This window comes from Rheinheimera sp. KL1 (genome assembly GCF_001275035.1).
In the GTDB taxonomy this organism is placed as follows: Bacteria; Pseudomonadota; Gammaproteobacteria; order Enterobacterales; family Alteromonadaceae; genus Pararheinheimera; species Pararheinheimera tangshanensis.
The window spans coordinates 56,261-70,985 of sequence record NZ_LAMX01000007.1; the positions used below are offsets into that span (position 1 = coordinate 56,261).

14 protein-coding genes are annotated in these 14,725 nt (G+C 47.9%); 6 read left to right on the plus strand and 8 right to left on the minus strand.

Going from position 1 to position 14,725, the window contains the following annotated elements; genetic code table 11:
* Positions 1-4 precede the first annotated feature (4 nt).
* Genes WH43_RS03095 through WH43_RS20270 form a run of 4 tightly spaced genes read right to left on the minus strand, consistent with a single transcriptional unit; the run spans position 5 to position 6,041 of the window.
* On the minus strand, positions 5-1,894 hold the full coding sequence (locus WH43_RS03095) for a phytase (RefSeq protein WP_053423196.1): 1,890 nt from the start codon (positions 1,892-1,894) through the stop codon (positions 5-7).
* Positions 1,891-3,279, minus strand: a complete 1,389-nt coding sequence (locus WH43_RS03100; protein WP_053423197.1) for a purple acid phosphatase family protein — start codon at positions 3,277-3,279, stop codon at positions 1,891-1,893. The genes WH43_RS03095 and WH43_RS03100 overlap by 4 nt, the downstream gene beginning before the upstream one ends.
* Before the next feature lie 9 nt (positions 3,280-3,288).
* Positions 3,289-5,514 (minus strand): TonB-dependent receptor, encoded by a 2,226-nt coding sequence (locus tag WH43_RS03105; protein WP_286049424.1) that lies wholly within the window; start codon positions 5,512-5,514, stop codon positions 3,289-3,291.
* On the minus strand, positions 5,502-6,041 hold the full coding sequence (locus WH43_RS20270; protein ID WP_286049425.1) for a carboxypeptidase-like regulatory domain-containing protein: 540 nt from the start codon (positions 6,039-6,041) through the stop codon (positions 5,502-5,504). Before WH43_RS20270 ends, WH43_RS03105 begins: the two co-directional genes overlap by 13 nt.
* A 211-nt stretch (positions 6,042-6,252) precedes the next feature.
* Here WH43_RS20270 and WH43_RS03110 point away from each other — a divergent pair, with 211 nt between their 5' ends.
* The 3 genes from WH43_RS03110 (at position 6,253) to WH43_RS03120 (ending at position 8,653) form a co-directional block, all read left to right on the plus strand.
* Positions 6,253-7,152, plus strand: coding sequence for a GGDEF domain-containing protein (locus WH43_RS03110; protein WP_053423198.1), 900 nt, complete (start codon positions 6,253-6,255; stop codon positions 7,150-7,152).
* Positions 7,149-8,162 carry a helix-turn-helix transcriptional regulator gene (locus WH43_RS03115; RefSeq protein WP_053423199.1) on the plus strand — a complete coding sequence of 338 codons (1,014 nt, stop codon included), beginning with the start codon at positions 7,149-7,151 and terminating at the stop codon, positions 8,160-8,162. The genes WH43_RS03110 and WH43_RS03115 overlap by 4 nt, the downstream gene beginning before the upstream one ends.
* A gap of 98 nt (positions 8,163-8,260) precedes the next feature.
* Positions 8,261-8,653, plus strand: a complete 393-nt coding sequence (locus WH43_RS03120) for a response regulator (RefSeq protein WP_053423200.1) — start codon at positions 8,261-8,263, stop codon at positions 8,651-8,653.
* Here the strand turns inward: WH43_RS03120 and WH43_RS03125 are convergent.
* Positions 8,650-8,997, minus strand: a complete 348-nt coding sequence (locus tag WH43_RS03125) for a HopJ type III effector protein (RefSeq protein WP_053423201.1) — start codon at positions 8,995-8,997, stop codon at positions 8,650-8,652. The genes WH43_RS03120 and WH43_RS03125 overlap by 4 nt on opposite strands.
* A gap of 75 nt (positions 8,998-9,072) precedes the next feature.
* On the opposite strand from WH43_RS03125, the gene WH43_RS03130 reads away from it, so the two are divergent.
* A complete protein-coding gene (locus tag WH43_RS03130; protein ID WP_053423202.1) occupies positions 9,073-10,089 on the plus strand; it encodes an SPM autocatalytic domain-containing protein in 1,017 nt (338 codons plus the stop codon).
* 104 nt (positions 10,090-10,193) lie between these two features.
* On the opposite strand, the gene WH43_RS03135 is transcribed toward WH43_RS03130, so the two are convergent.
* The 3 genes from WH43_RS03135 to WH43_RS03145 all read right to left on the minus strand — a co-directional run bounded on the left by WH43_RS03135 (position 10,194) and on the right by WH43_RS03145 (position 12,570).
* Entirely contained in the window at positions 10,194-10,655 is a 462-nt protein-coding gene (locus WH43_RS03135) for a VOC family protein (protein WP_053423203.1), read from the minus strand.
* Positions 10,656-10,729: 74 nt separating this feature from the next.
* The gene (locus WH43_RS03140; RefSeq protein ID WP_053423204.1) at positions 10,730-11,218 is read right to left on the minus strand and encodes an STAS domain-containing protein; all 489 of its coding nucleotides are present in this window, start codon (positions 11,216-11,218) and stop codon (positions 10,730-10,732) included.
* Between the two features lie 11 nt (positions 11,219-11,229).
* Positions 11,230-12,570 carry a PP2C family protein-serine/threonine phosphatase gene (locus tag WH43_RS03145; protein WP_053423205.1) on the minus strand — a complete coding sequence of 447 codons (1,341 nt, stop codon included), beginning with the start codon at positions 12,568-12,570 and terminating at the stop codon, positions 11,230-11,232.
* Between the two features lie 205 nt (positions 12,571-12,775).
* Here WH43_RS03145 and WH43_RS03150 point away from each other — a divergent pair, with 205 nt between their 5' ends.
* Positions 12,776-14,179: an AlkA N-terminal domain-containing protein gene (locus tag WH43_RS03150; protein WP_053423206.1), complete on the plus strand. Its 1,404-nt coding sequence runs from the start codon at positions 12,776-12,778 to the stop codon at positions 14,177-14,179.
* Complete coding sequence (locus WH43_RS03155) at positions 14,176-14,667, plus strand: methylated-DNA--[protein]-cysteine S-methyltransferase (protein ID WP_053423207.1); 492 nt, start codon at positions 14,176-14,178, stop codon at positions 14,665-14,667. The genes WH43_RS03150 and WH43_RS03155 overlap by 4 nt, the downstream gene beginning before the upstream one ends.
* Positions 14,668-14,725 lie beyond the last annotated feature (58 nt).

Here is a 14,725-nt window from a genome sequence, read left to right on the forward strand (position 1 = left end):
GTTCTCAATGAGCAGGCAGTAATTCCAATACCTGCTCTAAAGGCACCAGTTTTAAGTTCTGCCCTTGTTCCGGCATACGGTTACGGCCATCCTGCACTATCACAGCCCCTTGTTCGAAACCTTTACCCAAGGACAAAGTGGTTAGCTCCAGACCATCGGTTTCTGAACTGCCATCTATGCCCAGCTCTGCATTTAAACGAATACGAAAGCGGGCTACGGCTTTATAAGGTGCTGTGGTTTGAAACAACACATAACTGTCATTGCCCTGACTGGAGGCCAGTAAATAGGATGGCTTTCCAGCTTTTCCAGGCAACAGGGCTAAACCTTCCACATCAGCCACCAGCACATCGCCATCAGCTTTTATTACCAGCTCGCCTTGGGTATCCGCTTTGGCATCAGCGGAAAAACGCCAAATGCCCACATCCTCTTCACCCAAAAACAGCAGGTCATTCTGATCATCAGCGACACAACCTTCAGGTTGACTTGGCACTTTTAAACGCCGCACTTCTTTGGCACTCCAGTTCTGGCCACTGGAGCTAATCTGGTACTGCAATACAGTGCCATCTTTGTCATTAGCAAACACATAAGTCTGGCCGCTGCGTTTTGACTGGTACAAACACAAACCATAAATATCACTAAAAGGCGTAGCAAATTTCAGCGCAGTGTTCACCTGCCCCTCTGCATCTATTGCAAACAACTGCACCGAGTTATCAGCTCTTAAGGTCGCTGCCGCTATATCCTGTTTTTTACCCTGATACTGAAGGCCATAACGTAGGTCGATATTGTTCACACGACCCACATTTAAAAACTGCAGCTGCTCGCCTTTCATATTGTAAACAGCTACACCCGCTCTTTTATCCGTCGCTAAAATACGGCTGTTGTCAGGGTTTTTCGCATTCTGCCAGACAGCAGGGTCATCTATGGCATCCCCTCTGTAGCTAACAGCCACAGTTTCTAAAGTTGGGCTTAACTGCTGCATAGGCAGCATGGCCCGCTCTGGCAATACAGCAGCTTGCGCCTGATAGGCTTTATCTTTTAATTGCGTATGCTGACCCTCTTCACTGACCACAGACAAGATGCCGGCAGACAAGCCTAACTGCTCTGCGGATTCCAGTGCGGGGATGGCTTTGCTCTGTTGCCACACCAAAGCATCACCTTGGGTTTGATAACTTTGCAACAAAGCTGGTTCTTCCTGTAGCGCCACTAAAGTGTTGTTTGCAGTGAATTCCAGCGCTTTCACTTCAGCTGTTAATTTGCCTAATGGTGCCTGCACGTCAATCAGGCTGCGGCCTTCATCGGCTTCTACTTCGGCATTATAAGACCAAAGCGCTGTGGCACCTTCTGCCAGATACAAGGTGCCCTTTTGCTGATCCACAGCACAAGCTGTGGCATCAGTCGGCAGGTTTAGAGTACGGATAGATAAAGGTGCAGCTAAAAATTTGGAATCCTGTGCCAGCAACCACTGCTCACCTAAGCCTCTGTCACCTATTAAAAACAGGCTAAGTTGTTTGTTCTGGGCACTTTGATACCAGCATACATCGTCCACCACCAGTTGGCTGACCAACTGTTTGCCAGAGCGCTGTACTGTTTTGTCCTGCAGTTGCCACCAGTGCAACTGATTGCTTTCAGTTTCAATAGCAGCCAGTAATACAGAGCCATCGGTTTGGGGCAAAGCTTTTAAACGGCGAAATACGCCGGGCCATTGCTGGATCACTGCACCTTTGTCATCTTGCCAGACTAAGGCAGTAGCAGAGCTTTGAAACTGTCCTGCTGTGGTATTTAATTGTGCATACACAGCTGCAGACGAGTTAACTGCGGCGCTGTGTTGGCTTTGCGCCTGACAGCTCAGCAGCATGGCTGCTGAGACTAAAGTTGCGATAAAAGAGTATTTCATTTTTTCTCCGAAGCGCTCTGTGCAGCGCTGAATTCTGTGCCTTGCCAGCATTTGTTGTCGTTAATGGTTTTAGCGCTGCAACTGTTGATTTTGGCTTTAAATTGTTGCTGCAACAGGTTCGAACCATCGCTCTGACGCTTTAACGTGAAGCTGTCGTATAAGCGGCCTGTCACTGTCATGGCTTTTACTTTGAGCTGGTTTTCACTGATATCCAGCTGCTGAAACAACTGAGTATCTTCGCCGACCTGAGCCATTTTGGCCCTGGCCTCTTTCGACACCAGATACATTTTAGGACCAGCCACTGACACCATATACACCGGGCCTTTGCCTTCAGGCTGATAGCGGCCATAGACATGGTCGTGGCCTTGCAGCACCAAATCGACTTTGTACTGGTCGAATAAAGGCTGCCAGTACTGACGTAATGGTGGGTTATCCCGGCCTAACGACACCGAAAACATTGGATGATGATAGATGGCGATAGTCCAGCGGTTCGGATTAGTGCTCAGCACCTGCTTTAACCAGTCGGCCTGTACTTTAGCCAGGCTTTCATCTTCCACTGCTGCAGTGGAATTCAGCACAATAAAGCGTACGCCCTGATAGTCGTGGTAAAACACTGTGTCCTGCAAAGCGGCCGGGCCATTGTTCAGGCTCTGAAACTGCGCGGTAAATTGTGCGGCCAGCTCCCTGCGTTCTTCCCCTTTGGCATTCTCGCTTTTTAAGTATTCATGGTTACCAGCGGCAATCAGCTGAGGTGTCATAGCGCCCACCCAGCCGATAGCGTCAAACCATTCACCCCATTCGTGATCCAAAATACCGTAACGGGAATTGACCAAATCCCCTGCATGGAGCATCAGTTTAGCCTGCGGCACTTGCTGCTGAGCACTACGCACCAAACGCGAGAAATGCGCTTTTAAGTTGTTTTGCGCATCGCCAAAATACAGCAAACTAAAAGGCTCAAACTCTGCTTTGGCGGTGCGAAATTGCAGCCACTCACTCCAGTTGCCTTCGCCTTTGACTCTGTAGGCATACAAGGTATCGTTTTGTAAGCCAGACATAGTGGCCTTATAAAAATAGGCTGAGCCATTGTCGGTCTTGACTAAAGTGCCTTTGACATCCTGCGTTTTCGCATCCAGCTCCAGTGCAGGGCCATCAATAGCTTTAACCCATTGCAGCTGGCTTTGCGCTATGCTGCTACGCCAACCCACGGCCTGACTGCTGGACGCATCAGTGGCAGGTAACAACACGATACGATCGGCAAAGCTGCTCGCCTGATACCGGTTTTTTCCTTCAGGTACTGAAGTATTACTGGCACCGGCCACACAGCTTAACACCAGCAGCAGGCCAGCAACTGGCCCCCGCAGGTTTTCATATGATTTCTTATTCATGCGCCATCCTTACCAGTTGGTTAACTGAATACCGACGGCAAAAGTACGGCCATATTCTTCGTACTGAGCATTAAAGGCGCGTGTACCTGTGTAGTTGTAATACGGCTCATCTGTTAAGTTCACCGCATTAAAGTACAACTGCACAGCCGGGTCGATTTTCCACTTAGCGCTGAAATCCCATTGCAACTGGCTGTCGCTGAATAAGTCATAAGCCGGGTCGTCAAACTCGCTGACTTCCACCAGATAATCCGATTTGTAATTGGCAGCTAAACGTAAGCTCCAGCTGTTGTCTTCATAACCAATGGCCATATTAGCGGTTTTATCCGACTGACTGGGTAAATCAATATCACGGGTTTGCAGCTCGCCATCATCAAACCAACTGATTTGCGCATCAGAGCGGCTTAAGGTTAAATTGGCTGAGACTAACCAGTGATCCCAAAACTCGCTGACCCCTTGCAGTTGCTGCACATAGTTCAGCTCCAGACCATACAAAGTGGCATCATCGCCATTGATAAAGGTTTCGGCGTGATTAAAGTTCTCATACTCACCCTGACCTGCCAGGTCTGTGGCGTAGATAAAGTCTTTAATGTCTTTGTAGAACAACATGGCTGACATGACGCCTAACTTATCCGGGTAGTACTCCACACCTACATCCAGGTTGGTTGAAGTTAAGGCCTCAAGTGCCGGGTTACCAAAGCTGGCTTCAACATCACCATCATCTTCTTCCAGCACAAAAGCCGGTGCCAGTTGAGCAAAACTTGGGCGAACTAAAGAGCTGGTCACAGCAGCCCGAACCTGGGTTTGATCCGACAGGCTGTAACGGCTAATGACTGCTGGTAACCAGTGGGATTCAGAACCGCTGTACAATTGCGGGCTGAATTCTTCAGTAGTCGCGTCGTATTTGCTGCCAACAGCGTCCCGTTGGTCATGTTCAAAACGGCTGCCTGCAATGACCTGCCAGTTTTCGCCTTGCCAGTTGCCTTGCAAATAAGCGGCTTTAATTTCTTCATCCACCCTGAAATCATTAATTTGTGATTCCACCGGGTCCAGATAATCATCTCTGTCTAAGGTGCTTAATTCTGACAATAACAAGCCAGGATTGATGGCAGGACCAAACCGACCTAAACCGTAATCTGCGCTGCCCATAGGGTAATCAACCAGAGTAAGTTTACCCAGGCCTGCATCTTCTAAATCCTCATACAGCCACAGGCTTTCATCTGCAACTTTGCTTCTGTCACTCCATTTCACACCAGCTTTGACTTCCAGCGCGCCCCAGCTTTGGAGCAATTCGCGGCTTACATCAAACTTGGCGTTTTTCTCTTTTTCTTCAGTGAAAGTGTCCGCCACTTCCACTTCATCCAGCTCGTAGTCTTGGGCGCTATAAGCCGACTCAGGTGCCAATAACTGCAGTTTATCTGTACCAGTGAAACTTAAACCTTCGTCAAATTCTTGTTTAAACTGACCATCGGCCAGACTAAAAGGTGTTTTTTCATCGGCTTTACTGGCGCCTACTTCGGCTTTCCACTGCCAGTCTGCTAACTGTTGTTGCATGCCAAGCACCAGAGCGCTGATGGTTTGAGTTTCTTCACGGGCTTTAATACCGCGCACCAGCTCACCTGCGGAATCTGCGCCTGCTTGCACTGGCTCTGCAAATTCAGTCAGTAAACTCTGACGCACTTCATCGTCGGTAAACTTGCTGTACAAAGTCCGCAGGTAGTAGTCGGTATCGCCTTCAGGGCGATAATCTAAATTCAGTGCTAAGCCCATACGTTTACGACTGATTTGATACTGGCGCTGCTCAAACTCAGCTAAAGCTTGTTCTTCAATGTCCCAGTTACCTCCAGTCTCGACGTTGTCTGAGCCAAATTTACGATCGGCATAGCTTGCGGAAAGTGCTACACCTAAAGCATCTTTATCACCAGCTACATCAAAAATGCTGCTGTATAAACCTGATACTTTTGGGCTGGTTTCGCTTTGTTGCTGGTTGTAACTACCTTCAGCGCTAAAGGTATAAAAATCCGAGCTGCGGTCAAAAGCGGAGATACTTTTGATATCGACAGTGCCACCTAAAGAACCAGCAGCTTGCTCTGGTGCTATGGTTTTGGTGACTTCAACCGAGGACAATAAATCTGAGGGGATCACATCCAAAGCCACGGCACGGCGGCCTGATTCTGGCGCAGCCAGCTGAGTGCCGTTGTAGGTCACAGTATTATAATCCGGCGCTAAACCACGCACGCGGATAAAACGGCCTTCGCCTGATCCGGCTCCACCGACAAACCTGCTAAACGGGCTAAGGATTCACTGACGTTTTTATCCGGGAACTGACCCAGTTCGTCTGTCGTTGCCACACTGACAATACCGCTGGCAAAACGTTGCTGACTTAAGGCCTTCCCTGCTGACGCCAACTGGCCTTGTACTTCCAGTTTTTCAATGCCGGATTCCACTTTGGCCAGTGTGATATCACCCATCGCTTGATCAGAGGTTAAGCTGACATCGGATTTTTGCTGTGGCACACCGGCATAACTAAATTGCAGTTGGTACTGGCCCTCTGGCAAATTAGAAAACACAAAACGACCATCATGGCCTGTCACTTTACTGATTTTTAATGCCGGAATACTGACCTGCACACCAGACAATAATACCTGACGGCTATCCACCACCCGGCCTGTTAATTCAGCGGCCTGTGCCGACATCACTGAAGCGCAGATCAAACTGATACTGCTGGCCAATAAAGCGCGACGAAACACTGTGTTCGTTTGCATAAGAAGAACCCCAATTCCTGAAAATGTTTATAGTGATTGGAATTTATTCTGCGGCGTTTTTATGACAACTCAGCGAGTCAAAGCTGCTATGCCTGAGCTAAGTTGACCCGGGGTCTGCTTAGCTCTGCTGCGTTTATTTCTGTCATGGCATTGTCATATCCAAAGGTCAAACTGAGTTTATTTTTCCATGCTTTTATAAGCAGGAGTCGAGATGGGATTTAGCTCACAGCACCCGGCCAAACTCTGGCTGACAGCGCTACTCTTTTTGCTTTGTATTTTGCTGGCGGTGAATTATGGCGAGTTAAAAACAGCGGCCGACATCGACTGGATGGATATTTTAGGCGAAGGCAGCAGTCTGGCTGTCGTTCTTGCCTGGTTATTATTAGTGCTGTACAGCAGACCGGCAGGTCCGGTTACCAATGGTCTTTATGTCGGTTCTTTATTGTTGGTACTGTCCTACCAGCTGAACTTACTCGACGAGTTTTTCCAGTACCCGGATAGCCACAGACTACTAAGCTGGCTTGAGTCTATTCCGGCTCCTGTTGGCATGCTGATCTTAACTTTAGGCCTGATTGGCTGGCATAAAGAACAAGCTTTTATTAACAGGCAATTAGCCAGCCGCGAGCTGCATTTACGCCATTATCAATTACTTGACCCATTAACCAAACTGTATAAACCAGAGTATTTATTGGCTGTACTGAAACGTGAACTGGAGCTACAACAACAGCACCAGCAGCCTTTTTGTCTGGCCTTAGTGGATATCAGCCAATTCTCACGCTTTAACAGGGAACAAGGCATGGCGGCTGCCGATTTATTGCTGCAACAGCTCAGCGAACTGACGCTGCTGCAATTCAGATCCGGTGATTTAGTCTGCCGTTACAGCGGCGATAAATTTGTCATTCTGATGCCACAAAGCAATCAGGCGATAGCGCAGAGTCTGTTGCAAAATGCCAGCAGAGAACTGACGACCTATTTACCAACTCAACTGCACTGGACCATCACTGAAATCACAGCCATGCAGCACGTCACTCAACCCCAAAGGTTGCTATCCCAGCTCTGGCAACAATTACAAAAGCAGAAACAGCAGAAAACCCTGTGGAGCTTAGTGTGAGTAAAGCCTTGCTGGCCTTTGATGACAAAGCCATGCTGCTCAGCACTGCAGCTTTGGATATGATTTTATTGTGTCAGCGTCGAGGTTTTGCCTTAGACTCCCTGCTCAAAGGCACTAAGTTATTTGAACAAGATTTACGCAAAGCCACTACTAAAATCAGTCCAGCGCAGTATCTGCAACTGGTCAGTAATTGCCAAAAAGCCTTGCCTGGGCCTGAGCTGGCGTATTTAACAGCTCAAAGCTGGTTACATCACAGCCATTCACCTTTGCTGCTGATGCTCAGACACAGTGGCAATTTACAGCAAGCGTTACTGAGCTTTTATCGCTACCGCTCACAACTTTTGCCTCTGGTTTATATACGTTTGCAACGAGTACAGGGGCAGTTACGCTTAGTGCTACGACCCTCTTTTGCTCTGGGAAAACAACAGGCTTTTATAGAACAACTGATGCTTCACTACCTGCTGGGTTTGGTAAAACAACAGCTGGGTGATACATCAAGGCTAAGTATCAGTGCAACGGGTCTGGATTATGAAACCAGTTGGTTATACCAGCATCAATGGCAACTGACACCAGAACTTTGTTTGCAAAATTGTTTGTCCTTGCCCCTTGCACTGCTAAAGCATCCTTTTGCTGACGCCAACCCTGTTCTTTGGCAACAACAACAGAACTGGTGCCTGTACTTGCAGCAGTCGATACCAGAAAAAGTTGCGTTTACCGAACAACTGGAACAATGGCTTTTTACTGTATTACGCCAATCGCCATCGCAGGAAGACGCAGCACGGCATTGGGGTTTAAGTTTGAGCGGCTTAAAACGTCTATTGGCGCTACAACACACCAGCTACCAACAGCTACAGGATCAGGTTAAAGCTTGTGCGGCGCAACAGGCTTTGTTAGTGCAAGGTATGTCAAATAAAACACTGGCCAACCGGCTGGGTTATTCCGATGAACATAACTTCCGCCGCGCATTTAAACGCTGGACAGGCTTGCTACCAAGCCAGTTTCGTTCTTAATCCCGCTTTATTGCAATAATATCGTTTATTTATTGCGCTTTTCTCTGGATCGCTGCATGCTCAACCAAAGTTAAATGCCTCAAGCAAGGATGTTGTGCATGACTCTGGAGCAATCCTCTATTCTGATCGTTGATGACGTCAGCTCAGTTCGTTATTTCTTAAATCAAAACTTACGCATTATGGGTGCCGAAAAAGTGGCGGAAGCCAGCACAGGCCAACAGGCATTGATAGCGATCAGCACTGAGCAACCAGACGTAATTTTCTTAGATATTGAACTGCCGGATAGTAATGGTCACGAGCTGTTAACCCACATCAAAGCCTTGGACCCGAAGTGCCATGTGGTGATTATGTCAGCACACAGCACAGTGGAAAATGTGAAACGTAGTGTCGAAGGTGGAGCAAGCGGTTTTATGGCCAAACCTTTTACGCCGCAAAAAATTCAAGCCACTATGAATCGCATCTGCAAACTGCCACAAGTAAAATCTGTTTAAACCGATTTTGGGCTTAACGCCTGACTGGCAAATTCAATACCATCCCAGCCATACTGCATAAACTGCCTGATATTAAGGTGGTCGGTGCCTGTGGGGCTTGCCAGCACATCTTTGCGGTAATAATCACCAAACATCTGCAAAGTTTGAGGCTCAGACAAACGGTGTAGTAAAGCAAAAGCAAAAATCTTGCAGGAGCCGTTATTTTCCCCCGCCGCATTCTGTTTATCTCCATTACGAAACGCAGTTTCAGTAAAGTCATATAAGCTTTCTATCAAGTCTATGCTTTGCGAAAAGCTGATGCTGTCTGGATCTGTCGTCAACTGACGGAAAAAATTTTCTAACATAATAGCGATCCTGGTTAAATTTTAAACAACACTGCCGATACAGTCGTCAAGCCCAAGTAAGAGAGGGAGCTACACATGCAAATCCTCAGCATCAAGCAACAACAGACATCCACTAGTCAGCAGCTATTTTATGCTGGCCGCAGCCAGAGTCCAGAGCGAAACGACAACTCAACTGTAACAAAGGATAACAGAAGTTTAACTCAGACTTCTCTGTTACCTTCGGCTACTAGCGCTTCTGCTGAAACTATGCCTGCAGCATCCGCCGATCCAGCGACTGAGAGTGACAGTGACAGTGACCAAAGTTTATTTAACGCCGTGTATTCGATTCGCACCATCAAGCTTTTATTAGAGCAACTAACAGGCGAAGAGTTGCAAGGTTGGGTCGACCCGGCTGAGTTAAACCGTGCTTTAAAAGGGGCTGATAACAGCACTTTAGCGGAGCACACACAAAACCAAAACGCTACTGGCGTCACTATTCGTGAATGGTCCTATCGCTATGAAGCCATTAGTGCCGATTTTTCCGGCTCAGTGACTTTAGAGGATGGCGGCAGCTTTAGCTGGTCGATGCAATTTGCCATGAGCTACGAAGAATTCAGCTACAGCCAACGCACAGAACAGCCAATGAAAGACCCTTTAGTGATGAGTTTTAACGGCCACCCTGTGGAACTGAGCGGACAAAGCTCAGCCTTTAATCTGAGCGAAAATGCCAAGCGTATTCAGCAACTTGCACAAGGTCAGTATTATCTCGCCAAAGACAGTAATAACAACGGCGCTGTCGATTCAGGTAAAGAATTATTTGGTCCAACCACAGGTCAGGGTTTTGCTGAACTGGCTGCTTATGATAAAGACCAAAACGGCCTGATCGATCAACAAGACCCTATCTGGCAAAGTTTATGGTTATGGCGGCCTGAAGATAAAGGCTTATATAGCTTAAAAGAAATGGGCGTGGCGGCATTGAGTGTCGATTCTATCGCAACACCTTTTAGCTTGCGCCACAAAGACGAAGTACGAGGCCGACTGGAGCGCAGCTCCATTTTTATCACTGAAGATAAAGACGTCGGCTTATTACAGCAGATTGATTTGAAGGTGTGAGCTGGTGCACAGAAGAAGTTTAGCTGTTGTACTGCCGCTTTGCGGCGAGTACAACCTACGAGGGACTTTACGCAAGTCTTTTCTCTGCCACTGCAAACAGAGAGCTAGCCAAACATCTGCGCGGCACGTTTTGCCATCTCCTCTTCCGACACATCTTCAATATGAGTCGAAATCATCCAGTTGTGACCAAAAGGGTCTTGCAGGCAGCCGCTGCGATCGCCCCAGAATTGATCCGAGACCGGCATAGTGACAGTGGCTCCAGCGGCTGCGGCACGCTCAACAAAAGCATCCACGTCAGGTACATAAATCATTAAAGTGACAGGACTCGCGCCAAGCATATCCGGGCTTTTAGTACCCCAATCATCACTTTGTTCGCTAAACATAAAAGTCGCACTGCCAATGCGCATTTCCGCATGCATCACAGCGCCGGATGGCATGTTCATCCGTAATGTAGTTTCAGCGCCAAAGGCCTTTTGATAAAAATCGAATGCGGCTGCCGCATTTTTGATCACCAGATAAGGCAATACAGCGCCAAAACCGGATGGAATAGCCTGAACCTCGGTCATAATGTTCTCCTTGATGTTGGTTTTTGCTGAAAAAAGCGCTTTGAGTATAGCCAGAGGCAGGCCTGCTGCACGGGCTAACTAAGCTGTTGTTTTAACAAGTCCACCACAGACTGAAACTGAGTTTTGTTTTGTTCATTCAGTGCAATCAAGGCTTCATGAGCACGCAGTATCATTTGGCCTTTTTGTTGATCGCTGTAAGGCACAGCCTGAACGCTGGTAAGGTCAACATCAGGATCAGTAGACTGCTGCACCAGGTCAAAAGCTTGATCAAAACAAAGACTAAGCAGTAGCTCATTGATGGCCGGTACAGTGCAAAATAACACGGGTTTTGCTAACCGATGCTGCTGGGCATAACGCGCTAAAGCCGCCAATAGGCCAATATAAGTGCTGTCGATAAAACTGGCCTGGTTTAAATCCACCACCAATTCAGTGCATTGAATTTTTGCAGAAAACAGCCGTTCAACTAAGTCGTCCATACCACTGGCATTGGTGTAACGCAGCTCACCGGATAATTTGAAAAAACAGCACTGGTCAACGCAGGCGAACAGGATTTGCTCTGTCATACAGTCCTCACTCAGGTGCTCTGTTGCCGGGTTAATTTCAGTATAGTTAAATCATCTGGCAACTGTTGCTCTGGGTCTATCGCCAAAGCACGTAATAAATCGGCGATGTCCTTGTGCTGGTAACTTTGTTGCAATAAATACTGCAGTTTTTGCTCCGTGTTTTGCTGCGGCAGCAAGTCTAAAATGCCATCGGAACATAAAACCAGGCTGCTGTTTTGCTGCAGGACTAACTGCTGATTGTGGTAACTGGCGAAGTCAAACATGCCCACAGGGGTACTTTTCAATTCCAGATAATGCTGCTGTTGTTGCTCCTGTGGTTGCAGCAGCAAAGGCCAGGGAAAGGCTCCGGCATTGGCATAGGTCAATTCAGCTGTTTGTGTATCCAGCACCGCATAAAACAGCGCTATGTATTTGCCTATTTTGTCTTTCAGTAGCTCTTTATTCAGTTGTGTTAATACAGCGGCCGGATCAACCACAGAGGCAGAACCGTCGCGCTGATACCGCTCCAGCAATGAGCTGATAAAACGTTTCAGGTAGACAGTGACAAAAGCCGAAGCCACGCCATGGCCTGACACATCGGCGATATAAAACACCACTTTATGTTGATCAACACAAAAGTAATCGACAAAGTCGCCACTCATAAATTCTGACGGATATAACACATGGCTGAATTGATACCCGGCATAATTAAAAATGGCGGGCGGTAACATTTTAAACTGCACTTGTTTACCGGCTTTTTCACCTGCTTCGAGCTCAGCCAATGAATGCTGTAATTGCTGATTGGTGCTTTGCAGCTGCTCTGTTCTGGTTTGTATTTGTTGCTCCAGATGTTCATTCAAATCAGCCAGTTGCCTGATGGCGATATAAGATCGTAATGCCGACACCACACTGGTGGTCAGGCGTTGTACTGTCAGCTCGGTTTTAGCGCGATAGTCGTTGATATCATAATCCAGCACAATACGCTGCTCAGGCGCTTGCCCTGGCTGACCTGTGCGCAAAATGATACGTACCAGCTGGTTTTGCAGTTGCTCACGGATATAACGCACCAGCACTAAACCTGCATCATCGGTTTCCATCACCACATCCAATAAAATCAGTGCTATGTCTTTGTTATGCTGAAGAATATGCCGTGCTTCGGCCGCACTGTAAGCGCTGATAAACTTCAGTTTGTGCTGCAGAAAGCTAAAATCGCGCAGTGCCAATAAGGTAATTTGATGGATTTCAGGTTCATCATCGACAATAAGTACAGTCCAGCACGCTTGCTGCTTTTCTGTGACTTGCGCATCAACAGCAAACAACAAGCGGTCTTCCTCAGCTCCTATGGCTTGTTGGGCATTAAGGTGGTGTTCCATACAGCATTCCTTCACATTAATGTCTGGTCGAACTGGCGTTAGGGGTTCGCTTCACTTTGCTTTAACTATAGTCGTCTGAGATCAAACTGCCGTTGAGACTAGGCGAACCACTATAAAAATGCGTTTTTTCAGTACCGGATCCGGCCAGATTTTTTCTTGTACTCAAGGTACACTCTGTTTAGTTTTCTGCAAAAGAGCCCGTAGCATGCTGGATCCGCTGATCTGCCAACAAGCCCGGTTATCGCGCGACAGTCGTTTTGATGGCCTGTTTTTTATTGCGGTAAAAAGCACAGGGATTTATTGCCGCACTATTTGCCCGGCTAAGTCTCCGGCTGAACATCAGGTGACCTACTTTTCCTGTGCCGCAGCGGCTGCCTCTGCCGGTTACCGGCCTTGCTTACGTTGCAGGCCCGACAGTGCGCCGCAATCTCCCGCCTGGCTTGGTGTCGAAACCAGTGTCAGACGCGCTTTAAAACTCATCGCAGAAGGTGCTTTAGTGCATGGCGATCAGGCCGCTTTAGCATCGCGTCTTGGTATAAGTGAGCGTTATTTACGTAAGCTGTTTCAGCAACATTTAGGGGTAGCACCTAAACAATATGCCTTGTACCAGCAAGTGTTGCTGGCAAAACAGTTACTCCATCAAAGCAGCTTGCCTGTGCATCAGATTGCCGCTTTATGTGGTTTTCATAGTATCCGGCGTTTTAACGACGCCTTTAAACAGCAATTGTTATTAAGCCCGAGCCAAATCCGGCGTAAAAAAACAACAGGACACTCCTCTGTGATTGAATTACAACTGAGTTATCGACCACCACTGAACTGGCAAGCCCAGCTGGATTTCTGGCGCCAGCGCACTCTGGACGGTATGGAATGGGTCAAGGGTGATGCTTACGGCAGAACCTTTAGCTGGCCAACTTTGGAGGGTGTTGTGCATGGCTGGTTTGAATTAAGCCCGCTTAAAGAAGGGGCGATGTTGTTAAAATTGCATTGGCCCAGCCAGCAAGAGCTCACCTCTGTACTGCAACGTATTCGCCAACTGGCTGATTTAGACGCCAATATGCCGCAGATAGAACAGCAACTTGCACCAGTGTTTGGTGATGCTCTGGAATCAGGTTTACGGCTACCGGGTTTATGGAGCCCCTTTGAAGCGGCCGTAAGGGCTATTCTAGGCCAACAAGTCAGTGTGCAAGGCGCACGCACTCAGCTCAATCGTTTACTTGCTGAATTAGCACAGCCTTTGCCGGATGATCCAGAGAAAAAGCTGTTTCCAACGCCACAAGCCATCAGTCAAAACGAATTACTGATGCTTAAAGTGCCACAAGCCAGGCGCGATACCTTAAAGCAGTTGGCCGCTACAGTGATCGCAGAGCCAGAAACCACACCGGATGACTGGCTCAAACTCAAAGGCATAGGGCCCTGGACTGTGGCCTACAGCAAAATGCGTGGTCTTGCCGATCCGGATATTTGGTTAGGCGGTGATTTAGGCGTGCAAAAAGCCTTAAAACGTCATGGCGATATCACACCGGAGCAGCTGGCTCCCTGGCGCAGTTACGCCACTTTTCAGCTTTGGTTTAGTTTATCCCGTCCTGCTTTGAAGGAGACAACCGAATGAAGCAACTACAATTTGCTACTCCATTGGGGCCTTTGGTGGCTACGGCCAATACCAAAGGTATAGAGTCAGTCTTGTTCAGGGATTTAAGCGAAGTACCGGATCACAGCAATGACACACTGCTACAAGACTGCAAAGCTCAGTTTGATGCTTATTTTACTGGCAACCTGCAGCAATTTGATTTACCTCTGGCAGCTCAAGGCACTGAATTTCAGCGAGCGGTCTGGCAAGAGTTGAGCAAAATCCCTTTTGCGGAGCTTCGCAGTTACAGCCATATCGCTCAGGCGCTGAATAACCCCAAAGCGGTGCGGGCCGTGGGAGCTGCCAATGGCCGTAATCCGCTGACCATTATTGTGCCCTGCCACAGAGTCATAGGCGCCAATGGCACCTTAACAGGTTATGCCGGCGGTTTAGAGCGCAAAGACTGGCTGCTCAAACATGAGCAAACCACAGCTTTGTCTTTGGGTTTGTTTCAGCTAGAAAGCCATTGATCCGTAGATGTATGGACTCCCCTCCCTGCGAGGGATTATGGTGAAGTTGTCACACAAA